The 23,705-nt window shown below is 62.3% G+C and carries 18 protein-coding genes; 3 read left to right on the forward strand and 15 right to left on the reverse strand.

Annotation, left to right across the window (positions count from 1 at the left end):
- Positions 1 to 64 precede the first annotated feature (64 nt).
- Positions 65 to 2,752: an ABC transporter transmembrane domain-containing protein gene (locus VGO12_RS26295; protein WP_327515658.1), complete on the reverse strand. Its 2,688-nt coding sequence runs from the start codon at positions 2,750 to 2,752 to the stop codon at positions 65 to 67.
- A 296-nt stretch (positions 2,753 to 3,048) separates the two neighbouring features.
- On the opposite strand from VGO12_RS26295, the gene VGO12_RS26300 reads away from it, so the two are divergent.
- The gene (locus VGO12_RS26300) at positions 3,049 to 3,723 is read left to right on the forward strand and encodes a class I SAM-dependent methyltransferase (protein WP_327515659.1); all 675 of its coding nucleotides are present in this window, start codon (positions 3,049 to 3,051) and stop codon (positions 3,721 to 3,723) included.
- A gap of 51 nt (positions 3,724 to 3,774) precedes the next feature.
- On the opposite strand, the gene VGO12_RS26305 is transcribed toward VGO12_RS26300, so the two are convergent.
- From VGO12_RS26305 to VGO12_RS26345, 9 genes are all read right to left on the reverse strand, one after another.
- Positions 3,775 to 4,920 (reverse strand): glycosyltransferase family protein, encoded by a 1,146-nt coding sequence (locus VGO12_RS26305; RefSeq protein ID WP_327515660.1) that lies wholly within the window; start codon positions 4,918 to 4,920, stop codon positions 3,775 to 3,777.
- Between the two features lie 5 nt (positions 4,921 to 4,925).
- Positions 4,926 to 6,164 carry a glycosyltransferase family 4 protein gene (locus VGO12_RS26310; RefSeq protein ID WP_327515661.1) on the reverse strand — a complete coding sequence of 413 codons (1,239 nt, stop codon included), beginning with the start codon at positions 6,162 to 6,164 and terminating at the stop codon, positions 4,926 to 4,928.
- A gap of 4 nt (positions 6,165 to 6,168) precedes the next feature.
- Positions 6,169 to 7,386, reverse strand: a complete 1,218-nt coding sequence (locus tag VGO12_RS26315) for a glycosyltransferase family protein (RefSeq protein WP_327515662.1) — start codon at positions 7,384 to 7,386, stop codon at positions 6,169 to 6,171.
- A 69-nt stretch (positions 7,387 to 7,455) separates the two neighbouring features.
- Positions 7,456 to 8,631, reverse strand: coding sequence for an ABC transporter permease (locus tag VGO12_RS26320; protein WP_327515663.1), 1,176 nt, complete (start codon positions 8,629 to 8,631; stop codon positions 7,456 to 7,458).
- On the reverse strand, positions 8,628 to 9,626 hold the full coding sequence (locus VGO12_RS26325; RefSeq protein ID WP_327515664.1) for an ABC transporter permease: 999 nt from the start codon (positions 9,624 to 9,626) through the stop codon (positions 8,628 to 8,630). The genes VGO12_RS26320 and VGO12_RS26325 overlap by 4 nt, the downstream gene beginning before the upstream one ends.
- Before the next feature lies 1 nt (position 9,627).
- A complete protein-coding gene (locus VGO12_RS26330; RefSeq protein ID WP_327515665.1) occupies positions 9,628 to 11,526 on the reverse strand; it encodes an ABC transporter substrate-binding protein in 1,899 nt (632 codons plus the stop codon).
- Entirely contained in the window at positions 11,523 to 13,415 is a 1,893-nt protein-coding gene (locus VGO12_RS26335; protein WP_327515666.1) for an ABC transporter ATP-binding protein, read from the reverse strand. Before VGO12_RS26335 ends, VGO12_RS26330 begins: the two co-directional genes overlap by 4 nt.
- A 123-nt stretch (positions 13,416 to 13,538) precedes the next feature.
- A complete protein-coding gene (locus tag VGO12_RS26340; protein ID WP_327515667.1) occupies positions 13,539 to 14,489 on the reverse strand; it encodes a polysaccharide lyase in 951 nt (316 codons plus the stop codon).
- A 9-nt stretch (positions 14,490 to 14,498) separates the two neighbouring features.
- Positions 14,499 to 15,848 carry an adenylate/guanylate cyclase domain-containing protein gene (locus VGO12_RS26345; protein ID WP_327515668.1) on the reverse strand — a complete coding sequence of 450 codons (1,350 nt, stop codon included), beginning with the start codon at positions 15,846 to 15,848 and terminating at the stop codon, positions 14,499 to 14,501.
- Between the two features lie 379 nt (positions 15,849 to 16,227).
- Between VGO12_RS26345 and VGO12_RS26350 the strand changes: the two genes are divergently transcribed.
- The gene (locus VGO12_RS26350) at positions 16,228 to 17,565 is read left to right on the forward strand and encodes a nucleotide sugar dehydrogenase (protein WP_327515669.1); all 1,338 of its coding nucleotides are present in this window, start codon (positions 16,228 to 16,230) and stop codon (positions 17,563 to 17,565) included.
- A 47-nt stretch (positions 17,566 to 17,612) separates the two neighbouring features.
- On the opposite strand, the gene VGO12_RS26355 is transcribed toward VGO12_RS26350, so the two are convergent.
- Positions 17,613 to 18,806: a DUF3095 domain-containing protein gene (locus VGO12_RS26355; protein ID WP_327515670.1), complete on the reverse strand. Its 1,194-nt coding sequence runs from the start codon at positions 18,804 to 18,806 to the stop codon at positions 17,613 to 17,615.
- A 276-nt stretch (positions 18,807 to 19,082) separates the two neighbouring features.
- On the opposite strand from VGO12_RS26355, the gene VGO12_RS26360 reads away from it, so the two are divergent.
- Entirely contained in the window at positions 19,083 to 19,913 is an 831-nt protein-coding gene (locus VGO12_RS26360; RefSeq protein ID WP_327515671.1) for an MBL fold metallo-hydrolase, read from the forward strand.
- Here VGO12_RS26360 and VGO12_RS26365 read toward each other — a convergent pair.
- From VGO12_RS26365 to VGO12_RS26380, 4 genes are all read right to left on the reverse strand, one after another.
- Positions 19,900 to 20,667, reverse strand: coding sequence for a polysaccharide deacetylase family protein (locus VGO12_RS26365; protein ID WP_327515672.1), 768 nt, complete (start codon positions 20,665 to 20,667; stop codon positions 19,900 to 19,902). The two genes, VGO12_RS26360 and VGO12_RS26365, sit on opposite strands and share 14 nt — an antisense overlap.
- The gene (locus tag VGO12_RS26370) at positions 20,664 to 21,761 is read right to left on the reverse strand and encodes a glycosyltransferase family 4 protein (protein WP_327515673.1); all 1,098 of its coding nucleotides are present in this window, start codon (positions 21,759 to 21,761) and stop codon (positions 20,664 to 20,666) included. The genes VGO12_RS26365 and VGO12_RS26370 overlap by 4 nt, the downstream gene beginning before the upstream one ends.
- Before the next feature lie 66 nt (positions 21,762 to 21,827).
- Positions 21,828 to 22,079, reverse strand: a complete 252-nt coding sequence (locus VGO12_RS26375; protein WP_327515716.1) for a hypothetical protein — start codon at positions 22,077 to 22,079, stop codon at positions 21,828 to 21,830.
- Between the two features lie 142 nt (positions 22,080 to 22,221).
- Entirely contained in the window at positions 22,222 to 23,688 is a 1,467-nt protein-coding gene (locus VGO12_RS26380) for a lytic transglycosylase F (protein WP_327515674.1), read from the reverse strand.
- Between the last annotated feature and the right edge of the window lie 17 nt (positions 23,689 to 23,705).

A 23,705-nucleotide genomic window follows, 5' to 3' on the forward strand; every position in this document is an offset into this window, starting at 1 on the left:
CGGGAGCAACCTGCTCCCGCATCGCGGCGGGACCATATGCTTAAGCCCTGACATTAATATTACATCAAGATGCCATTTCCTTATAGTCGGGTCGTTCATCCACACTGGCGTCGTTGAGCAGTCGTCCATTCTCGAAATGCGCGACGCGATCGAACAGTTCCATCAACGAGGGATTGGCAAGAACCCAGATGATGGCCGGATTGCGCCCGCTCTGATCGAGCATCGCAAAGACATTGCGCACCACCTGCTCCTGCACGCGTTGATCCAGCGCAAGAAGCGGTTGGTTGAAGATGTAGAAATCACAGCTACGGATCAGCGCGCGCGCGAGGTCGAGCTTCTGGCGTTGGCCCGCCGTCAGTCGCTTGCCGCCGGCGCCGACATTGTAGTCGAAGCCAAAGGCGAGCACTTCGTTGTAGAGGCCGGCGCTTTCAAACAGGTCCCGCACGATGGCGCGTATCTTCTCCGAGCCGTCGGCGTGCTTGTGACCGATGCGCCCGAAGAGAACATTGTCGATGATGCTGCCTGACGCGATGAAGCGGTTTGGACGATAGTGTTCGATAATCTGGGCAAGATCGTCCGGCAGCCCTTCGTCGAATTCGCGCCGCGCGGCGACGACCTTGGCCATCACCTCGTCCGTCAGCAAACCGAAACGATGCCTCGGCTCGATATAGTCGAAGCATAGACGGAGCACCTTGATCTGGTCGTCCTCGGAAACCTCGCCCTTGCCCTTGGTCCGCACCTTCTGGAGGATCGCCTCGTAGACCGGGATCTCCTCCGCGGTCATGAAGGTCAGCTGTTGGAAGAACGGGTGATCCGGCGGCAGGTCGCGGAACAGTTCGACGACGTTTTCGGCAATCTCGATGCCCATCTCGTAGAAGATGTCGCGCAGCCCGACCCGCTGCAGGATCGTCTTGAAGAACGGATGGTTCTCAAGCGCGTTTGCCCACATCACCTGGTCGGTAATGGTGCCGAACAGCAAATTCTCGCCGATCGTGGCTTCGACATTGTAGGCGCCCGGCTCGAAGAACACGACGAGATCGCTGAGCTTTTCCTTCTCGAGCCGCTGCCTGAGCGCGCTGCGCATTTCGACGATGCCGGCGGCGAACTCCGCGTGCCGGTTCGGGTCGATCGTCGAGCGCACCGCCAGCGCCATCACGTCGTTGGTCAGGAGCACGGCGTCGAGCACGGGACGGATCTGGACGAGCAGATCGTCCGGTCCGCTGGCGCCAGCCGCACCGTAATCGATCCAGTCGCTGTTGACGTCGAGATGCGGATTGCCGGCGAGCTTCGCTTCCGTCACCTCCCACTTGCGGTGCGTCGCGCGCTCGCCCTCATAGACCTCATCGGTGAGCGGCGCGTGCTTCAGACCGTAAAGCAGGTTGTCGCCGAGACTGCCCTGGAAGACGTAGACGTCCGACGAGGCGTAAGCAATGCGCCGGCCAGTGATCGATTCCGGCAATTCCAGGATATCCTGCCCGCCGATCACCACCTTGCCGCTTGCCGGCCAGACCAGGCGCCCGAAAGCCTCGGCGAGCACTTCGCCGCCGGCGAGCGCCACCTTCTCTCCCGGCTGGACCTGCAGCGACACGTGGTCGAGGAGGGTGGAACCGCCATCGTCGGTCACCGTCAGATTGACAGCCGCGAGCGGGCCCGCCAATGGCTCCACCGTCTGCTTGGCAACCGCCTGGACCTTCGGATCGAGAAGGGTGTCGACGCTGAACTGCTCGACGACTTGAGCATACTTGACCTGGACGTCCTGCCGCGCCTGATCCCAGTCGATCAGTTCCTTCAGCGGCCCCGGCAGATCCTTGTAGGCGCCGATGACGGCGACGAGCTGGCCGATGTCGAGGCGGCCCTGGAGCGCAAAGTAGCCGCCGATCGCGTAGAACAAGAAGGGCGTGACCTGTGCCAGGAAATTGTTGATGAACTTGACCAGGAACTTCCACTGGTAGAGATCGTAGCGGATCTGGAAGATCCGTCCGAGCCGGGCGGCGATGTCTGCGCGTTCGTAGTTGGACGTGTCGTGGCCCCGGATCGCACCAATGCCGTCGACGATTTCGCTGACGCGGCCGGAGAGCTCGCGCGCCGTCAACTGCCGCTCGCGGCCAAGCACCAGCAGCCGCTTGCGCATGCGCGGGATGATGACGGCCTGCACTGCCACGATCAGCGTCGCGATGATGCCGAGCCAGAAGCTCTGCAACAGAATGAACACCAGCGCCGTCAGCGCCTGGCCGCCGAGCAGGGCCGGAGACACGAAGGCGTCGCCGGTAAAGCCGCCGAGCGGCTCGACCTCATCCTTGATCATGGTCGCGATCTCGGCCGGCTTCACCCGCTTGAAGTGGCTCGGCGGGAAACGTAGGACGCGATCGACGAGCTCGAAGCGAATGCGGCGTAGAAGGCGCTCGCCAAGTCGTCCCTTGAAGGTGTTGATATAGAACTTGAACAGGCCGTTGATGACGACCAGAAGCAGAAACACGAGACTGAGGGCAAGCAACATGCCCTCGCGGCCGAGCTGGAAGCCGTCAAAGATGTTGAGCGTTCCAAAATACGGCAGGTCGAAGGAAATCGGCAGGAACGCCTGCGTGGCTTCCGGGCTGTCGAAGCCATCGCCCTGGATCGGCCCGTTGACGATCTGCTTCGGCAGATCGAAGGACAGGAAATAGGGGATCATCGACAGCGCGACGACGACCAGGATCCAGAGCTGGTCCTTGCGCGTATGCGTCCAGATATAGCGGGAAAGGCGTGGTTCCATGTTACTGGCGATAGGACCTTATTGAACACGACTGCTGCTGGCGGGTCGGGCTGCCAATCGCCCCCAACACGCATCATTCTTCGGCGGCGCCTTCGCATGGGTGCCGGTCGGCACACGCTCTCGAAGGGGACGCCTCACTATTTCGCCCGGCGCCGAATCCGGTTGATCGATTATGCAGGTGCGAGAAGAATCTGCAATGGACGCAGCGTTCGCCTGGAGGGCAATCGCAGGGTTTGTCGCTCTGCTTTCCGGACGCCGTTGTTGCACTCGCCTGCGCCTCAGCTTACAACGACCGCATGAAACACACCAGCCATCCCCCCTGCCAAACCAGCGACTGGTACGAGCATGCCTTTGATCTGGCACGCGGGATTGCCGCCTATACGCGCAGCCCCCTGATCGACGGTATCGCCCGGGTGATTGCAAAACACCCCGACGCCCATATCGCCAATGCCTTCAATCACAAGCAGGTCGCCTGCAAGGTCTGGGCGCGCGATACGCTGCTGGAGGTCGCAGGCGCCACCTATGGGCGGATCGCCGTTCTCGGCGGCTGGTACGGCATTCTTGGCGCCATGCTGCTGGAAGATACGCGTTTCGATGTGGCGGCCGTCGACAGCTACGACATCGATCCGGCCGTGGAGGCCGTGGCGCTGACGCTGAACGCCACCTTCCAGGAGCGCTTCCGCGCCCTGACGGCCGACATGTATGCGCTCGACTACGCAACGCTTGGGGCCGATCTCGTCATCAATACGAGCTGCGAGCACATCGCGGACCTCCGATCCTGGCTTGACCTCGTTCCGGCCGGCACCCGCGTGCTTTTGCAATCGAACGACTATTTCAGCGAGCCGACCCACATCAATTGCGTCGCCTCCGTCGAGGAGTTCTCGAAGCAGGCGGCGCTGACGACGGTCGAGTTCGGCGGCGCCCTGCCGACGAAGAAATACAATCGCTTCATGCTGATCGGCCGCGTCTGAGCGATCCGGCGCTGGCGCCGTACGATCACGACCGGGCCCAAAGGCCTTCCCCTATCGGCTGCGTGCGGAGGCAGCTTCCAGGAGAATGTCGGCGGTCTTCGACGCACCATCGAGATCGAGCGGCGGGAGATTGGGCTTGGGTCGCGCCAGCATCATCTCGACCGCATCCGCCAGTCGCTGCGGCGTCACGTCCGCTTCGGGCAGGACGCCGGCAAGTCCGAGTTTCTCGAGCCGCTCGGCGCGCGTTGATTGTTCCGTCTCGCCGCCGGCAACGAACGGAATGAGCAGCGACGCGCAACCGGCGTGAAAAATGTCGCAGACCGTGTTGTAGCCGGCCTGGGAAACGGAAAGCCGGGCGCCCGAAAGGAGGCTGGCGAAATCCTTGCGGAAGCGGAACAGCTGCACATTGTCCGGCGCTGCCGCCGAAAAGCTGTCGTAATCCGGCTGCGGCATGTTCGGTCCGGTAACCAGGCACCATTTGAGCGTCCGCGGCAGCAAGCTTGCCGCCTGCAACGCCGCACCGATCAGTTCCTTGCCGACCGCGCCGCCGCCGGCAGACACGATGACGTCGAAGCGCTCGGCTGCAGCTTCAGGAGCAGGCCCGGCGACAAGGCCGGTATAGGCGACCTTGTCTTCGATCTCCCTGGCATAGGCATAGGTTTCTTCGAGTTTCGCGAAGGCCGGGTCGCCGTGCACGAGCACTAGGTCGAAATGCGCCTTCACCACTTCGAGCGTTTCCTCCGCCCGGCCGGGCTTGACGCGCTCCTGCAGGATGTCCCGCAACGAGGCGGCCACGAGTGGCCGCGGCTCACGTCTCGCAATCACGTCGAGCAGAGGCATGAGCTCGAAACGCATTTGGCGGCGCCCGAACGGAAAGGCCTCGAAGATGACGATGTCGGGATCGCAGGCGATGAACGCCTCGATCAGCATGTCGCGGCGGCGTTGCTTGAACGCGTCGCTCACCGGATTTCCGTCCGCATCGGCAAGGCCGGAAAAACCCTTGTCACCAGCAAGCACCGGCGGCAATGCCACATGCTTAACATCACTCCCCGGGAAGCCCGGCACCGGATTTCCGCCGGTGACCACCGTGACGTCGAACCCTCCGGCGGCAAGCGCGCTCGCGATCCGGCTCGCACGCGCCAGATGGCCGATGCCAAGTAGATGTTGAACGTAGAAAAAGACACGACGCGCGGCCATCAGGCTCATCTCCATTCGCGGGCAAACAGGCCGGCGAGCTGATCAATGCTGGTGTGATGATCGAACTGTCCGCGAACCTTCCGTTCGGCGGCGTCACCGAGCCTTTGGCGGAGTTTCGGGTCGCGGATCAGTTGCTCCAGCGCCGTAGCAAGCGCCTGCGGATCCTCCGAGGCCACGACGCGGCCGTTTTCGCCATCCTCGAGCAGTTCCGGCACACCGGAGATCGCGGTCGATATGCAGGCCAGCCGCTGGCTTGAGGCCTCGACAAGCACGTTCGGCAAACCGTCCCGGTCGCCGTCGGCCGTCACCCGGCAGGCAAGCGCGAAAATGTCGCTCGCCCTGTAATGGGCAAGGACATCGGTCTGGTCGAGCGCACCCTTCCAGACGACCCGATCCGAGACGCCGAGCTCGCTTGCCAGCGCCTTGAGTTTTCCTGTCAGTTCCCCGGCGCCGATATGCTCGAACCGCCAGTTGAGGTCCGCTGGCAGAAGAGAGAGCGCCCTCAGCAGCACGTCATAACCCTTCTTGCCGACGGCGCGACCGACGCTGACGATACGCACGGGATCGGATGGATCCGAACCGTCACGGCTGGAGTGTCCGCCCTCGAAGCGCGGAAATCGCTCGAGATCGAGGCCGTGGTAGCTCAGATGCACCCTCGCCTTCTCGGGGGTCAGGCTCTTCAGATGCTCGTAACCCATGCGCGTGCAGGTCACGGTCCAGCGGGCCCGGCCGAGCTTTTCAGAAAGCTCCCAGTCGGGCGACGTCCAGATGTCCTTGGCGTGCGCCGAGCAGGTCCACGGCGTGGCGGCGATGATGCTGGCATAGGCGGTCACCGACGCGGGCGTATGAATGAAATGGGCGTGCAGCCAGCGCGGATTGCCCGGCCACTCCGATGCCAGCACCATGGCCTGGCCGAACCGCCGGAAGCGGTTGCGACTGAAGTCGCGGCTGAGATCCTTGAAGAACGACCCGAGCGCCGGCCAGAACCCGGGCTTGCGCAAAGAGCGCAGCAGGCCGCGCAGCACCCGGAGCGGCTCCTCATGCAGATACTCCGGCAGATAGTGAACGTCAGCGCGGATCTCGTCGTGCACCGGATGACGCTTTCCGTCTGTCGGGCGCCTCAACGCAATCAGGACGAGGTCCATTCCGGCCCGCTCAAGGCCAAGCAGCTCCTGCGCGATGAAGGTTTCCGAAAGACGCGGATATCCCTTCAGCACGACGGCAATCTTGCGGTCTGTCTGCAATGCTTCAGCTCGATTTCTTCACGACGTTAAGGTGATCGCTGGACGGACGGTCGAGCCACCTGCCGACAATGTCGGAAATGTGCGCCAGACCTTCCAGCCTGAGGCCATTGGCGCTGCTTTTCGACGGCGGCGCGCGGTACGGCAGCGCTTTCAGCGCGGCCGCAAAACGCAACGGATCTTCCGCTTCTTCAGGCAAGATCATCTCGACAAGACCGAGTTCGGCGGCACGACGGGCGCGGATCAACTGCTCCTCGCGCGGCTGGATGCGCGGCACGATCAGCGCCGGCTTGTCGAAGGAGAGGATTTCGCAATAGGTGTTGTAGCCGCCCATGGCGACCACTCCCTTGGCGCCGGCGATCAGCTCCTCCATGCGATTGTCGAACTCGATGATCTTGATATAGGGGATCTTGCTTCCCTTGCGGATCAGCTTTTCCCGCTTTTTCACCGGCATATAGGGACCAAGCACGATCAGCGCCCGATGGGTGAGCTCCGGGTCCTGCTGATAGGCATGGATGACGTCGTGGATGAGGTCGGCGCCGTCGCCGCCACCGCCTGTGGTCACCAGGATATAGTCGCCCTGTGGCTTGTGGCCCGGCAGCTCCTCGCGCGGCACGCTGCGCTGCAGGAAGCCGACGAAGTTCATCCGGTCGCGCACGGCGGGCGGCACTTCGAGTTCGGTCAAGGGATCATAGAAATCCGGCGGACCGTAAACCCAGATCGTATCGTAGTACTGCTCGATCTTGCGCATGGTGTCGCGCCGCTTCCACTCCGCCTCCAGAAGGTGCGGCGCATCCATCACTTCGCGCAGGCCAAGAACCAGCGTCGTGCCGTGCGCCTTCAGGTAAGTCAGCGTTTCCTCGACCTCCCCGCGAAGGCCCATGGGCTCCTTGTCGACGATGAAGATGTCGGGCTTGAAGGTCTCGGCCGTGTGGCGAATGATCGCCTGGCGCATCTTCAGCGTCTCGTCCAGCTCGATGTGGCGGTCGAGCGAGGTGTAGTCGCCGTTGTGAAGCTTGATCACGCTCGGGATTTTCACGAAATCCACGCGGGCGCGGTAGTCGAAAGCGCCGGCGATCGTCGCGCCCGATATGATCAGAATGTTCAAACCGCGGAAGTCTTCCACCAGCGAATGCGCAATCGTGCGACAGCGCCTGAGGTGTCCGAGCCCGAACGTGTCATGGCTATACATGAGGATCCGGGCATCTTCGAAACGCCGCATCATGCAAGGAACCTTTCGCTCAGGGTACAATGAACCGTTTCACGCGGACCGCTGCCAGCGTCAAACCGGGCTTCATTTGTAGGGATCGGCCGCGTCACGCAAGCCATCTCCCAAGAAGTTGAACGCCAAAATCACAAGAATGACCGGAATTGTGGGAAATAGGAGCCATGGATAGAAGGCGATGACACTGACACTCTTTGCCTCGGTCAACAGGATGCCCCAGCTGGTGATCGGCGGCCGGAGGCCGAGACCGAGGAAACTCAAAGCGGTTTCGCCGAGGATCATGCCCGGTATCGATATCGTCGCGGTCGCGATCAGATGGGACATGAATCCGGGAACGAGGTGCCGGCCGATGATGCGGCTTGGCTTGGCGCCCATCAGCTGGGCCGCGAGCACGTAGTCCTCTTCGCGCAGCGCCAAAAGCTTCGAGCGCACCGCGCGCGCAAGTCCCGTCCAGTCGAGAAGACCGAGGATGATGGTGATCGCCAGATAGATGAGGATCGGGCTCCAGGTGGCCGGCATGATCGCCGCCAGCGACAGCCAGAGCGGAATGCTCGGGATCGATTGCAGCACCTCGATCACGCGCTGCGTGATGAGATCGAAGATACCGCCGTGATATCCCGCAAGCCCGCCGATGACGATGCCGAGCACGAAGCTGACGGTGATGCCGAGCAGGCCGATGGTCAACGAGATGCGCGCGCCGTAGATGATGCGCGACAGCACGTCACGGCCGAGACGGTCCGTTCCGAGGAAGAAGGCCTGGCCGTCCTTGGCCGGGCAGACGAGATGCACGTTGCTGTCGAACAGGCCCCAGAACCGATAGCTGTCGCCGCGGCAGAAGAACCGCAACCGCTGCACGTCGGTGGTATCGTCGGCGTAGTTGCGCTTCAGCGTGTCCATGTCGAGCGTCATGGTGCGCCCGTAGACGAAGGGCCCGACGAACTTGCCCTCGTGGAACAGATGCACCGACTGCGGCGGGGCATAGATGAAGTCCATGTTGCGGGTATGCAGATTGTAGGGTGCCAGGAACTCGCTGATCAGGATCGACAGGTAAAGCACTGCGAGAAAGATGCCGGAAACGAGCGCGAGCCTGTGGCGCCGGAACTTCCACCACATCAGCCTCAACTGCGAGGCCTGGTTGACGCGCACCTGCTCGTCCGTCATCGCCTCGACGGAATAGGGATCAAAGGGGGCGGTCGATACGTAATGCGGCAAGGGCTCGCCGGGCGCAGGAAGGAATGACGTCACTTGGTGCTCCTGCCTTGCAGCCTGATCCTGGGGTCGAGAATGGCGAGTGCGATATCGGAGATCAGCACGCCGATCACCGTCAGGAAGGCGAGGAACATCAGGAACGAACCGGCAAGGTACATGTCCTGGCTCTGCAAGGCCTTGATCAGCATCGGTCCGGTGGTCTCGAGCGACAGCACGATCGCGGTGATTTCAGCGCCGGAGATGATGGCCGGCAGGATCGAACCGATATCCGAGATGAAGAAATTGAGCGCCATGCGCAGTGGGTACTTCACCAGCGTGCGCATCGGCGACAGCCCCTTGGCGCGCGCCGTGACCACATATTGCTTCTGCAGCTCGTCGAGCAGATTGGCGCGCAGCCGCCGGATCATGCCGGCGGTGCCGGCGGCCCCGACGATGATCACCGGTATCCAGATGTGCTCGAGGATCGATTTCGCCTTCTCCCAGCTCATCGGTTCGGCCAGATATTTCTGGTCCATCAGATGGCCGATCGAGATCCCGAACCAGATGTTGGCGAAATACATCAGGATCAAAGCGAGCATGAAGTTCGGAATGGCGATGCCGATCAGCCCCATCAGCGACAGGCCGTAATCGCCCCAGCTGTATTGGTGCGTCGCCGAATAGATGCCGATCGGAAACGCGATCAGCCAAGTGAAGATGATGGTGACGAAGGACACGAGGATCGTCAGCCACAGGCGATCGCCGACGACATCGCTCACCGGCAGCTCGTATTCGAAGGAATAGCCGAAATCACCCTGGAGCATACCGGCGACCCAGTGGACGTAGCGCAGGGGCGCCGGCTGGTCGAAGCCGTACTCCTTGCGCAGCGCCTCGATCTGCTCCATGTCGACGCCTTCGCCCTGCGCCTTGATCTCGGCGATGTAGCTTTCGAAATAGTCGCCCGGCGGCAATTCGATGATAGTGAAGACAAGCGCCGAGATGATAAGGAGGGTCGGAATCATCGCCGCGATACGCCACAGAATATAACGCAGCATGTCAGCCTTCCTGCTCGATCCAGAAGGTATCGGGCTTGTAGACGCCAAAGTAGGCCGTGGGATCGAAGCCGTAGAGGGCCGTTTCCGGCACATTCCTGAGCTTTTTCGCCACGAGGATCGGCTGCAGCGACGCATTGACAATGCCGATCGAGAACACCTGGTCGGTGTAGATCGACAGCATCCGGCTCCAGATTTCCGTCCGCTCGGAATCCTCCGCCGAATGGCGCCAGCGCTGCAGCAACTCCGTGAGTTCGACCGCCGCTGGAAGATCCGGCGGCTGGCCCATTTCGCCATGGGACAGATAGTTGAGCCCCCAGACGGGCCATTGCAGCTGGTCGTCCGCGGTCGGTGCAAGTTGCCCGGGATTCATGTTCGGGGTCGGAACGCCGTTATCGATCCCGAACCACATCGACATGATGATCTCGCCACCGACGGCGCGGCTGCGGAACGTGTCACGCTGCGAGGTGCGGATGAAGAGCGATATCCCGATTTTCTGCCAGTAGTCGGTGATGAGTTGCAGCACGTCCGTTTCAAGCGTGCTTTCGCCCGCCGTCTCCACGACGATCTGCGCTGCCCGGCCATCGGAAAGGATGCGGATACCGTCGCTGCCGCGCTGCTTCAGGCCGACTTCGTCAAGCAGTGTGTTTGCCTGTGCCGGATCGTGCGCGACCCAGGCATTGGCGAGTTCGGGCCGGAACAACGGGCTGTCGGGCAGCACCGTGTCGGCGCTTTCCTTCGTCAAGCCGTAGAAGACAGCCTTGTTGATCTCGGTCCGGTCGATCGCAAGCGAAAGCGCGCGACGAACCCGCACGTCCTGCAGCAATGGCCGCCAGACCTCATCCGAACAATTGAGATTGGGAAGCAGCGCCAGGCGCGAGCCCTGCGTCTTCTTCCACAGGAGGACCCGTACCGGGTAGCGCTTCTCGGAATCCTTGAGGAAAGTGTAGTCGACGAAATCGATGCCTGTCGCCTGGAGGTCGCTTTCGCCGGTTCCGGTCTTGGCCGGGATCAGGGCCGACGAGCTGACGCTGAGCACGAACTTGTCGATGTAGGGAAGCTGCAAGCCGTTCTCGTCGACGCGATGGTAGTAGGGATTGCGCTCAAAAACGAACTGTTCGGCCGGCAGCGGCGTCGTGTTGCGCCAGGGATCGAGCGTCGGCAGATCGGGATTCTCAGGTCGGTAAGATCGCGCCATGCGCATATGGAGCTGGCTCCATTTCTTGACCCGCTCCTCCTTCATCAGCGCTTTCAGCTTGTCTTCTTCCTGATATTTCTCATGGAACTGTTTGAGGTAGGCCGAGGGCATCGCCACCACCAGAGGCTGCGGGCCGGCAAGCTTCTGCAGGAAATCCGGGTTGGGCGTCGACCACGAGTAGCGCACGGTACGTTCGTCGATGACCTCGAATTTCCCGGCCTCACCATCCATGACGAGCGCTGTCGGCAACCCGGCCGGGCTGAGCTTCTCGTTGTTGAGCACATCGTCCCAGCAGTAGCGGAAATCCTCCGCCGTCAAAGGCGTGCCGTCCGACCACTTGTGGCCTTCGCGGATATGGAAGGTAAAGATGCGGTCCTCGACCGTCTCGTAGCTTTCGAGCACGTCCGCTTCGAGCTTCAGCGTTTCGTCAAAGCCGACCAGCCGGGCATAGCCGTAGATGGTCATCAATCGGATGTCCTTGGCGCTGCCGATCAGCATCTGCACGACGCCCCCGTATTTGCCGGGTTGGCGGCCCATGGCCGCCACGTTGATGACGCGCGGAGACTTGGGCAGCCGCTCGGCGAGCGGCGGCAGCTTGCCATCGGTGATCAGCTTTTCCAGGAACGCGGGATCGCCGGCGGCAAGGAGCCGGCTCGGCAGGGCCACAGTTGCAAGCAATGCCAGTACAGTTCGGCGGGTGATCATGGCCGTAACTCCCCTGCATCCACGGACCGGCGGGCGAGCACGAAATGGTCGCCACCGAGATCCGCGGGGATCAGTGTGTCGCCAGCGTCATCATCACGGAACTGCGGTCCCCAGCGCCGCATGTCCGATCCCTCACTGTCCTTCAGCCGGTCGAAATCGAGCGGCCGGTCGAGATCCGGATAGGGAACGGCGGCCAGCAGCGACTTGGTATAGGGATGTACCGGCTTGCGCATCAGCACCTCGCGCGGCGCAAGCTCGACGATCCGCCCGGCACACATCACCGCAATGCGGTCGGCCATATAGTCCACGACGGCCAGATTGTGCGAAATGAACAGGCAGGTCAGTCCCAGTTCCTTCTGCAAATCCTTGAGCAGATTGAGGATCTGTGCCTGGACGGAAACGTCGAGCGCCGAAACAGGCTCGTCGCAGATCAAGAGTTCGGGAACCAGCGCGAGGGCGCGGGCGATGCCGATGCGCTGGCGCTGCCCGCCCGAAAAGCTGTGCGGGTAGCGGTTGATGAAGCGCTGGTCGAGCCCGACCGCCTGCAACAGCGAGCGCACCGTCTCGACGCGCGACTTCGCGTTCCCGCGACCGTGGATCTCCAGCGGTTCGCTCAGGATGTTCTTGACCGTCATGCGCGGCGAAAGCGACGAAACCGGATCCTGGAACACCATCTGGATCTTCGATCGCAATTCCTGCAGCGTGTCGCCCTGCGCCTTGAGCACGTCGACCGGACCTTCGCCATTGTCGAAGGTGACCGAACCAGTGTCGGGCGTGACGGCCCGCATCAGGATCTTGCTGACGGTCGTCTTGCCGCAGCCGCTCTCGCCGACAAGCCCGAGGCATTCGCCGCGGCGGATATCGAAGCTGACGTCGTCAACGGCCCGGTGCTGCGAACTCTCGCCACCGCCGAACCAGGACGATTTACGCGTCCCATAGGTCTTCGACAGGTTTCGGACGGACAAAAGCACCTCTGGCCCCGCGCGCCGATCGGCGGTCGAGGTGCCAAGCAGCGTGCCCGCCTTGACCGGGACTTCGCGCAGCGCCTTCAGTCGCTCGCCGGGCTTCATATCGAAATGCGGAACGGCGGCCATCAGCCCCTTGAGGTAAGGGTGCTGCGGATTGCGGAAAATCGCCTCGACCGGCCCCGCCTCGACGATCTGCCCGTGATAGATCACCACGACTTCGTCGGCCATGTTGGCGACCACGCCGAGGTCGTGGGTAATCAGAAGCATCGCCATGTTGAGCTTCACCTGAAGCTCGCGAAGCAGTTTCAGGATCTGTGCCTGCACGGTCACATCGAGAGCCGTCGTCGGCTCGTCGGCAATGAGCAGCGCCGGCCGGCAGATCAATGCCATTGCAATCATTGCGCGCTGACGCATGCCGCCCGAAAGCTCGAACGGGTACATATCGTAGGCGCGCTTCGGATTGGCGAAACCGACATAGCCGAGCAGCTCTTCCGTGCGCGCCCTGCGTTCCGCCTTTTCCGCATCCGTGTGGATCTTGAGCACCTCGGAAATCTGGTTCCCGATGGTGTGGAGCGGCGACAGCGACGTCATCGGCTCTTGGAAGATCTTGCTGATCCGCGTGCCGCGCAGGCTGCGGATCTCGTCCCCTTCCCGCTCCAGCGACAGGAGATCGATCGGCTTTCCCGCCGATGCCGGGTCGTTGAACGAAATTTTGCCACCAACCCTGGCGACGTTCGGCAAAATGCCCATCACCGCCTGACTGATCGCAGACTTGCCCGATCCCGACTCGCCAACAAGAGCCGTAACCTTGCCCGGCAATATCCTGAAATTCGCGTTATTGACGGCTTGAACTTCGCCGCCGAGCACCGAGAATGTGATCCGCAGACCTTCAACTCGAAGCAGGTCCGCCCCAGATGTCATAGCAGCACGCTTCCCTCATCGCTTTTTATCCGCCGCCTCTAAAAAAAGACTAGCGCAGCTTCTAAGGGCTGTCCAGCATGGACGGTTGCAGACAAGGCTCTACCCACGTGCATCTTCAGATGGTTAGAGCGAAGGGCAGGTACCCTCCTTCAACACATCGGAGCATTTCGGCGAGCGCCGGAAGTCGTCGTAAAACAGCGTCCAGTCCGTCGTATCGGCCGCCCGATAGGGGCCGAACTTGAAGTACTGGTTCTTGCCGAGCCCCTTGTCGGCGTGTCCGATATGCCCGTTGGCCGTGAAGATCGGCTTGCCATTGGCGTAGAGATCGATGCGACCGGTGCCGGCAGCGCCCGGTTGCGTGTAGACGGCAAAGTCGATCCAGCCGGAATTCGGATCGGGCAGCGGGTTGCCGTGGTTGGTGATCTTGACCGCATCGGTGCAGCCGTTGAAGAGGTTGCCGTCTTCCAGTTTCCAATGGCTGTCTGCAGCGACAAGCATGCGCATCTGGTTGACGCCGGGCCGCCCCCATACGGGAACCTGGCCGGGCTTGCACGTCGCCGCCGTCCCCTCGGGACCGACCGACAGCGGCATCAGGTAGTTGGTTTCCACCGTGACGAAGAGCTTGCCGTATTCGAGGCGAAGCGCCAGAAACGGGCTGAAATCACCCTCCGCGCCCGGGTCGATCTCACGCTTCCACTGGGCAATGAGGTAGCGGTGATCCTCTTTCGGGATCGGATCGGCGAACTTGACGGCGAAGCCATACCAGACGCCCTGGTCATAGGGCACGCGCAGGGCCGTCTTCTCCCAGATCTCAGCGCGCTCGCTGCAACCGTCGAGCGAGTCTGGACAGGTCGGAACCACGCTCAGGCGGAGGGCGCCGTTTCCGGTGCGTTTGACATCGTTCTGGAAGTCCACCGTGCCGGCGGTCTGCTCGAAATTCTCGCGATAGTAGAGCCCGCCTTCCGGTGCGAAATTCTGTCCCTCGAAGCCATCGGCAAGCTTTGTTTCCCATGGCTCGGCCATCGCGCTCCCGGCCATGACGATGGAAGCGGCGAAAAAAACGGCTCGGAACATTCTTCCCCCTTACTGAAGCATCTTGTCGATCAGGCCGCGCGGCGGCTGGAGCGGGCGCGTATTGCGATGGAGCAGCATGACATGCTCCGCCTCGGAAAGTCCATCCTGCAGCACATCATCGAAGCGCTCGTCCGCACGCGCAAGCAGTGCCGAGTCGTTCGGGTAAAGAATCGTAAACTTCTGCCGAACGCCCCTCAGTTTCTCCTGGCCGAGTGCTGTCCAGTCGCCGCCGCAATAGTTGACGAAGGCTTCGCTCGCGACGACGCTGTGGGCATATTTCTTGGTCAGGTTCTGCAACCGCTGGACTTCGTTGACCGCAGAGCCGAAGGCGGAAAACGTCAGCCGGTCGCGCAAGCCGACATTGCCGAACATCACGTTGCCGACGTGCAAGCCGACGCCATAGCCGATCGGATCGCGGGACTGCTTGCGCCGTTCTCCGTTCAGCATCTCCATTCGCACCGTCGCCGCGCGCACGGCCGTAAAGGCCTCGCGGGCGGCGAATTCCGAGGGCTCCTTGTGGCGGCCACAGGGATAGACCGCGATGAAGCCGTCGCCGACAAAGCTCAGGATATGGCCGCCATTGCGGTTGAAGGGGGCTGCGATCGCGTCGAAATAGCTGTTCAGCGTCTCGATATAGGACTGCCGCCCTTCCTTTTCCGCCAGCATGGTCGAGCGGCGCATGTCGGCCATCACAAGGATCGCGCGCACGGTTTCGCCGTCACCGCGACGGACCTGGCCGCTCATCACGCGGCGACCGGCACTGGAGCCGAGATAGGTCGTCAGCATGTTGTCGGCGAGCTTGCCGAGCACCGCCATCTTGGCGGCAACGGCCAGATGATGCTGCAGCTTCAGCAGCGCACCGATCACATCGTCGGTAAACCCGCCGTGACGATCCGTCGTCCAGGATCCGACCATGCCGTGGCCGGAATCGGCGCCGAGCGACTGCATGAAGGCGAGGTAGTCCGTCGCGCCCTGCTCCTTCAGATCGTCGAAGATCGGAAATTCGGACGGCGTATCCTTGTAGATGCGCCGGCGGACATGCTCGAGATTGTTGTTGAGCAGATAATAATAGGGGCTCTGCAGGAAGCGCTCCGGATTGAGCGCCAGTTCCTCATGCCGGAGGCCGCTCACTTCGACGCCCTTGCCGCGAACCCAGGTGAAGCCAAGCGCATCATAGAGCGGATGCAGCATGGAAAAGGAAAGATGCACGCGCATCAGCGGCAGGCCGGCGGCGGCAAGCCGCTCGCAAAAGCCCTTCACGATCGTCTCGAGCGGCGCGTCGCTGAGCGACGTTCGCATCAGCCAGTCGGCGACCTTGTCGATGAGGATTTCGGATACATTGTCGTTCGTCGGGCTCATTTCGCGACCTCGTCATGACAGACCGTCCCCAGTCACCATCCAGAGACGGCGAACGCCCCGGCGTCGAGCCGGTCCAAGTTCGCGGTGGATGATGATGAGCCGTGCCCGTTAAGAAAATGCTCCAGCCGATTCCGGCGTCAACGACGTGCAGGCACCCGGAAATCGACCCTTATCTAATGCAGATATTGATGGCGGCTACCGATTTCCAGAGGTTGATGAAGATTTTGTCACAGATGTCGTTGCACGAAGTTTTGATGGCGGCGTCAGAAGCAGGCATTCTCGCCCATCGACCGCTCGCTTGACTTGGATCTTGTTTCTCTCCAACAAACCACGACATGTTGGCGCGCGCCCCTTTGCCCACGAGACCTGGAAAAGAAACTTGACCTCACCTCACTTCGAAAGCCTGCTGTCGTCCATTTCCGCCAAGAGCGCACGGGTCGGCGTCATCGGACTTGGCTATGTCGGCCTGCCCTTGGCCATCGCGGCCGCGCGCGCAGGATTTCCCGTCACCGGCTTCGATATCGACCCCGCCAAGATCGTCGCGCTCGACGCGGGCAGATCCTATATCGCGGCAGTCTCGGATCCGGCCCTTGCGCAGGAGAGTGGCGCCGGCCGCTTCCGCTCGACCACGGATTTCACGAACCTTGCCGATTGCGACGTCATCATCATCTGCGTACCGACGCCGCTGACCAAGCACCGCGACCCCGACCTCTCCTTCGTCGAGAAGACCTCGCGTGCCATCGCCGCGACGCTGAGGCCGGCGCAACTGATCGTGCTCGAATCGACCACCTATCCGGGCACGACCGACGGCGTCGTGCGCACGATCCTTGAAGAGACCGGGCGCAAATCCGGCGTCGACTTCTTCGTCGGCTTTTCGCCGGAACGCGAAGACCCCGGCAACCCGGTCTACGAGACCGTCAGCATCCCGAAGGTGATCGCCGGCGACGGGCCCGAGGCGGCAAAGCTGATGGAGACGTTCTACGCCGCGGTGGTCAAGACCGTGGTGCCGGTCTCCTCCAACGCCACGGCCGAGGCCGTGAAACTCACAGAGAACATCTTCCGCTCGGTCAACATCGCCCTCGTCAACGAACTGAAGATCGTCTACGAGGCCATGGGCATCGACGTCTGGGAAGTGATCGAGGCTGCCAAGACCAAGCCGTTCGGCTACATGCCGTTCTACCCCGGCCCAGGCCTCGGCGGACACTGCATCCCGATCGACCCCTTCTACCTCACCTGGAAGTCGCGCGAATACGAATTGCCGACGCGCTTCATCGAACTTGCCGGCGAAATCAACTCGGCCATGCCGCGTCATGTCGTCAGCCGCCTTGCCGAAGCGCTCGACCGGCACGCGGGCAAGGCGCTCAGCCGCTCCAACGTTCTCGTCATCGGACTGGCCTACAAGAAGAACGTCCCGGACATTCGCGAAAGCCCCTCCCTGCGCCTGATCGAATTGATCGAGGAGCGCGGCGGCCGGACCGCCTATCACGATCCCTACGTCGCCGAGATCCCGCCGACACGCGAATATGCCGTGTTGAAGGGTCGCCGGTCGGTCGCACTCGACGAACGGACGATCGCGAGCTTCGACGCCGTGCTCATCGCCACCGACCACGATCAGGTGGACTATGCGGCGCTCGCCAGGTGGGCGCCGCTCGTCATCGACACCCGCAACGTGTTCCATCGCAACGGGCTTGCCGGGGACCATATCGTCAAGGCGTAGTCTGGCGCCCCGCGACCGCAGCTTGCGTGCTGCGCAGATCATCCGGATCAGGCGGTCGGCCCGAGGCCTTTCGGTTCCGCTGCGGTTTTCGCGAGCGTCGCCTTGAGCTTGCTTGCGGCCACCGCGTAGCCGCCAGAGGCGCCGTCGACGAAATGGATGTGGTCGCGGGTCATCGGCGTCGGCACGATGCAGGTCATCAGTGCCGAATCTTGGCTATGCAGGCCGAAGTGGGCGACACCGTCCGCCATAGCCTTAAGCAATCGCGCCTCAATACGCTCAAGCCGCGCGGCACTGATGTCGACCGTCATCTTCAGGCCGTCGTCGAACTTGCGGAAATCGGTGTTGTCGGCAAGGTCGCGCCGATACCTGTTCGTATCGAACGTGCCGAGGTTCCAGCCCATCTTCAGGCAGACGAACAGGGTCAGAGTCTGCAGTGTGATCCAGAGGCGCGTACCGAGGCGCCATCCCTTCGGCGCCTGCGCGCGCGCCTCCGCATCGATCCCCTTGAAGGAGAAGCGCGGGTCCGGTCCGAGCACCGGGACCGGATGCCCGTTGCGCTCTTCCTCGTCGGCCATGGCGACGATGTCGGCGATCAGCGCCTGGAACTCCGGCCCGTTGCCCTTGGCCCCCGGCACCGCAATGATCGACGCAATCGTGCCGTGGCGCGATTGGATCGGGTTCCAGCGACAGGAAAGACCGGTGAGATCCGGGCGACTTCCGGCGGCGGCCGCGCCAACGTGGTAGCGCCCGGCCTTCATCGCCGCCTCCGCCCAGCTCGCACCGCCGCCGGCGAACATCGCATAGGAAACCTCGTCGCTCGCCTTGAAGCGGGCGACGCGCATGTCGAGACCGTTTGCGCGGATATCCGTGACCGGGACCAGCGCAGCGCGCAATTCGAGCCCCAGCTCTTCGGCCACCCAGGTCTTGACGGCCGCGAGCGCGCCATGCGCCCGTTCGGCCATCGATGCCGGCAGCGCCGCCAGCGCGCCATCCCCGCCGAAAACGAAGGGCATGGTCTTTTCTTCAAGAACGTTCATCAGCGCCGAAATCACGCTGGCACCGGCCATGTTCACCGTCTTGTAGCGACCGTCGGCGATCGCACCGGTCGAATTGACGATATCGGCGACGGCAAGAACCCAGCCGTCCGGAAGCGGGCGATAATTCGTCTCGTCCGCCACACCTTCGAACGCATCGAAAAGGGGTACGGTGTCGTAGAACCGTCCTTCACCCGCCTCAGCCATCCGACCTGTTCCCTGCGTTACAGTTTGTTCGATAGATAAACTACATAAGTGCGCAACAAAAAGTTTCATAAGCCGCTGCCAAGGCCATCATCGACCGGGCAAACCCACGAGATTTCGAGGGCCTGTCGGACGATCTGGCCGCCCCGCCCTTGGCAAGGCTGGGGTTACATTCCAAATAATTACCCATGGCATTGCAGGGGTGCGGCCATATGTGCTTGTTTAACAGTCATACAAGGGTCAAAATGATCCAAGTGTGCGTAGTGAAGCCGAAACTGAATGCGTGACGACAACTTTCGAGTGCGGTTCTGGGGCGTAAGAGGAAGTTTGCCGGTATCCGGCCAACAATACGTCGCCTATGGGGGAAATACATCCTGCATCGAGATCCGATGCGGCAAGGATGTATTGCTGTTCGATGCTGGATCAGGATTGCGCGAGGCAGGCTACGCGCTGATCGCCGAAGGCATTGAAGAGTTCGACCTGTTCTTCACCCACAGCCACTACGACCACATCATCGGCCTTCCCTATTTCAAGCCGATTTACAAGTGTCGCAATTCCGTCCGCTTCTGGTCCGGCCATCTCCACGGCACGATGACCACGAGGGAAATGATTCGCGACTTCATGCGCCCGCCGTGGTTCCCGGTCGATCCCGACATCTGCCAGGCAAGTCTTGACGGCATGGACTTCAAGCCCGGTGACGTGCTGACGCCACGCGAAGGGATCACGATCCGCACGACGAGCCTGCGCCATCCCGGCGGTTGCGTCGGCTACCGGATCGAATGGAACGGCCGTTCGGTGGCACTCGCCTACGATACCGAGCACGAACCCGGCGTACTCGATCCGGCCGTGCTCGACCTCATCGCCGGGGCCGATCTGTTTGTGTATGACTGCACCTATCTCGAAAGCGAGATGGCGCATTTCCAGGGCTACGGGCATTCGACCGGCATGCACGGCGCCCGGCTGGCGATGGCCGCCGGCGTGAAGCAGCTTGCGATGTTCCACCATGACCCCTCGCGCACCGACGAGGCGCTTGCCGAAATGGAGCGCGACGTCCAGGAAACCTTCGCCGGCGCCTTTGCCGCACGCGACGGGCAGATCATCGACCTGTGAGATCGCGGCCTGTGCGCCAGCGGCAGGCCGGATGGCCGGCGATCATGTCGAACAGCCGGTCCAGGAACGCCCAGACGCGCTCGTCGTGCACCAGATGGTGGGTCAAGAGTCCGATCGTGCGCCCCGTCTGATCCGCCCTCCCCTCGACGTCGCCGCAGACCTGCCGAACCCGGGTCACGATGTCGGCGACAATCGACGCATGGTCGCGGCAGCCGCGGGTGCCGTGCCAGTCCATCACGTCGACATGGGTGTTCACCAGCCTGAGCGGCGCCGGCTTTTCCGGGCCGAAGACCGACAAGACGCGAAAGCCGATGCCGGGCAGACCATCGAGCAGGCCGGCATCGATCCGATTCCATGGCGGCACCAGCATCGGTACAAGGGCCGTGGGAAATAACGATTGCAATCGCAGATAGCCGCGCTCAAGCTCCGCCAGAACCGTTTCACGCGGGCGATGGGGGCCAAGCTCCTGCTTCTTTTCCTCAGGCGGCGCGTGATTGTCGTGCGCCCATCCGTGCACCGCGACATTGATGCCGGCAAGCGCATCGATGCGCTGGGCAAGCGCGTCGGTCGCCTGGGCGGGCGGAACGGCGACGACTACGGGAACCGCGTAGCGTTCGACGAGCGAAAGCAACCGGTCGAGCGGCTCGCTCGGCTGAAACGCATCATCGTCCCGCAGCCAGAAATCCACCGTTCGGCCGGAAGCCGCCACCTGCTCGAGCATGACGGCAAGCTGTTGCCAATGGCTGTCGGTCATCCCGTCACCTCAATAAACGCATCGAAAATCGTTCGGAGCCGCTCTGCCGCGGCGGCAAACGAGCGTTCGCCGTGGACGAAGCTGCGGGCGTTGAGACCCAATTGCCGGCGGCCGCGCGGATCTACGATCAGCGATCGCATCGCCGCAGCATAGGCCTCGACATCGCCTTCAGGCGTCAGGATCCCGGTCGCACCATCTCGAACCACCTCCGGAACGCCGGCCGTCCGTTGGGCAAGAACCGGCAGGCCCGCGGCCTGCGCTTCGAGATAGGCAAGGCCATAGGCCTCGCCGCATCCAGGCCAGACATAGAGGTCACCGCGCGACAGAATGTCGGGCAGATCCTCCGCGCGCTGTTCGCCAAGCCATTCCAACCGCTCTGACGGAACGGCGGCGAAGGCCTGCTGCACCTCGTCGCGACACGACCCGTCACCGACGATCGTCAGCGTCCAGTCAAGGTCGGTGACGAGAGAAAGCGCCCCTGCCAGCATGCGGTAGCTGTCCAACTTGTCGCCGCTGCGCATCATCGCAACCGTGACCATGCGGAAACCATCGTCGTTTCGCACTGGCAAGGGCTGGAAGCAGCTCGCATCGATGAACGGTGCCAGTATTGCGTGCCGGCAGGCCGGGGCGGTCTCGATGAGGCCGTCGCGGTCGCGGACCGTCAGGCAGATATTGACGGCTGCAAGTTCGATCGCCGAAAGAACGAAGCGCTGGGCAACAGCGCGAACGCCTTCGTTGCGGCGCGCCGAATAGGACGCCTCGGCGGTCACATAGGGAATGGAAAATTCCGCTGCAAGCGCCGGGCCGAGAAGATCCGGCGCCTTGTAATACGGGTGATAGCAGAACCACAGATCGGGCGCGCCTTCGCGCTGCCAGGCGTCGCGCAGGCGAGCGACCTCGGCGCCGGCCTCCCGCTCGAGCTGACGGAACGCGTCTGCGGACGGCGTCGCCTGAAAGCTGCGCAGGTGGGAAACGACGGCAACCTCATGACCGCCAGTCCGCAACGCTGCAAGCAGCATGCGCGCCATCAGCCGGTCGCCGGAGGGAACGGGGTGATCTGGAGATTTCAGCGGTGCGTAAAAGGCAATCTTCATCCGCAGCGAGCTATCATCCCAGAGCGAGGCACTGTCAACCGACGCGAGCCCGTAAAGACCGGCGGCTTACCGGTCGACCGGCAGATCGTAGTAGTCCCGGCGGATCAGTTTCAGCGAACGGTCGGGTTGGATGACGTAGGTTTCCTGGACGAAGCTGTTGCCGCTGGTGAAGCGGTGCGGAACGATGCTGCCGACCGGAGCCTTGGTCAGCTTCGTGCGCGGCTGCCCGCCATAGGTGATGCTGCCGGGAATGGGCTCAAGGTCCGGCGTCGTACAGGCAACAAGCGCTGAGGCGACAATGCCAAGCAGACCGGCCATCCGACCGATACCGGGTTTCCTGCGCAAAGCGTTCATTCTCCGTGCCTCCACCTTTCGGCGCAGCGGGATGCGCCGCCCGTTTCACTGGTCCCTTGCACGCGGCGGCGCAAAACCGGCCATGCGCCGGCGCCGCCCAGGCCGTCTACTGCGCCGTTGCCGGCTGCGTTCCGACCGTCTTTACCGCCGCGGCGTCGGCATCGTGCGTCGCAAGCAGGCTGTAGGCGATATAGTACTTGTAGATGTTGCTGACATACTGAACCGTCTCGCGCCCGACGATCGCGGCAGCCGCGTTCTCGACATTGCCGAACCAGAGGTTCGGATCAAGACCCATGTCCTTCGCCTTCGCCCTGAACTTCCTGAGGTTTCCGGGTCCCGCATTATAGGCGGCAAACGCAAACAGCAGCTGGTCTTTCGGAGTGATCCCGGGATCGTTGATGTAAGTATCGACGAGGTAGCGAAGATATTTCGTCCCGGCCTCGACGTTCAGATTCTCGTCCTTGTCGATGCCGTCGATGTTGACGGATTTGTCGGCCGCCGTCGAAGGCAACAGCTGCATGATGCCAACCGCGCCGCGGTGGCTGCGGCGTGACTGGTCAAGCTGCGATTCCTGGTAGCCCTGCGCCATCAGCATCAGATGGTCGAAGGAATAGGTGTCGCCGTGTTTGCGGAAGATTTCCACCAGTTGCTTGAAGCGGGCGACATCCTCCGGCGCATAGGCGCGCTTCAGCATCTTGTCGCCCTTGTAGTAGGTGTTCTTCAGGATGTTGCCGAAGGTCGTCCCGACCTTGTGGGTCTTGACGAAGTCGTTGAGAACAGCCGCAAGCTTGGGGCTGTCCTTGCGGATCGCCCAGGCCACCTGGCCATGGTCGGAGACCGCGATGTCGTCGCGCACCTTGAGGTCGGTAAAGACCGTCGCCCAGATGTCGGCCTTGTATTTGTCGACAACCGTCCAGGGCAGCAGCCCGGCGTTGATCATCTCGAGCACGTCCTCGTCCTCGAGGTTTTCGTCCATGTCCTTCAACGCGATCGGCGCACGCCCGGCCTTTTCGAAGCTCGCACTGAGCGCGGCCAGGTGCTCATAATAGCTGCTCGACCGGCGTATATCGATCTCCTTGCCACTCAGGTCATCGAGGCTGGTCACGGCCGGCGCAGTGGGACCGGTGACAAGAACCTCCTTGGCCTCACTGTAAAGCGGATCGGTGAAATCCACCTTGGCAAGCCGCGCCTCGGTGATCGTCAGGTTGCCCATGACGATGTCGCCGAGCCCCTCGTCGAGCGCTGACAGCAGTTTCGCGCGCGGCATGGGAACGAAGCCGACGCGGATCTTGTCGATCTGCTTCTTTCGGCCCTTGTTGAGCTCGTTTTCGAGCGCTGTGCCGAAGTCGACAGCGGTTCCCAGTTGCTGGCCGCGATCGATGAAGTAGATCGTCTTGCTGAACGGCACGAGGATGCGCACGAGACGGCGCTTTTCCATGCCGTCGAAGTCGTTCTTGTGCGGCAAAAGCATCGAGCGGAGGAATTTCTCGCTCGCCTGTTCCTCCGACTGCGCCCAGCCGTTTGCGCCACCTGCGACGAGCAGGATCAATAGTCCGAACAAAAGCCGTTTCATCTTGGCCTCCCCAGCCC

Origin of the sequence: Ensifer sp., from assembly GCF_035999135.1 — a bacterium.
Taxonomy (GTDB): domain Bacteria; phylum Pseudomonadota; class Alphaproteobacteria; order Rhizobiales; family Rhizobiaceae; genus Ensifer.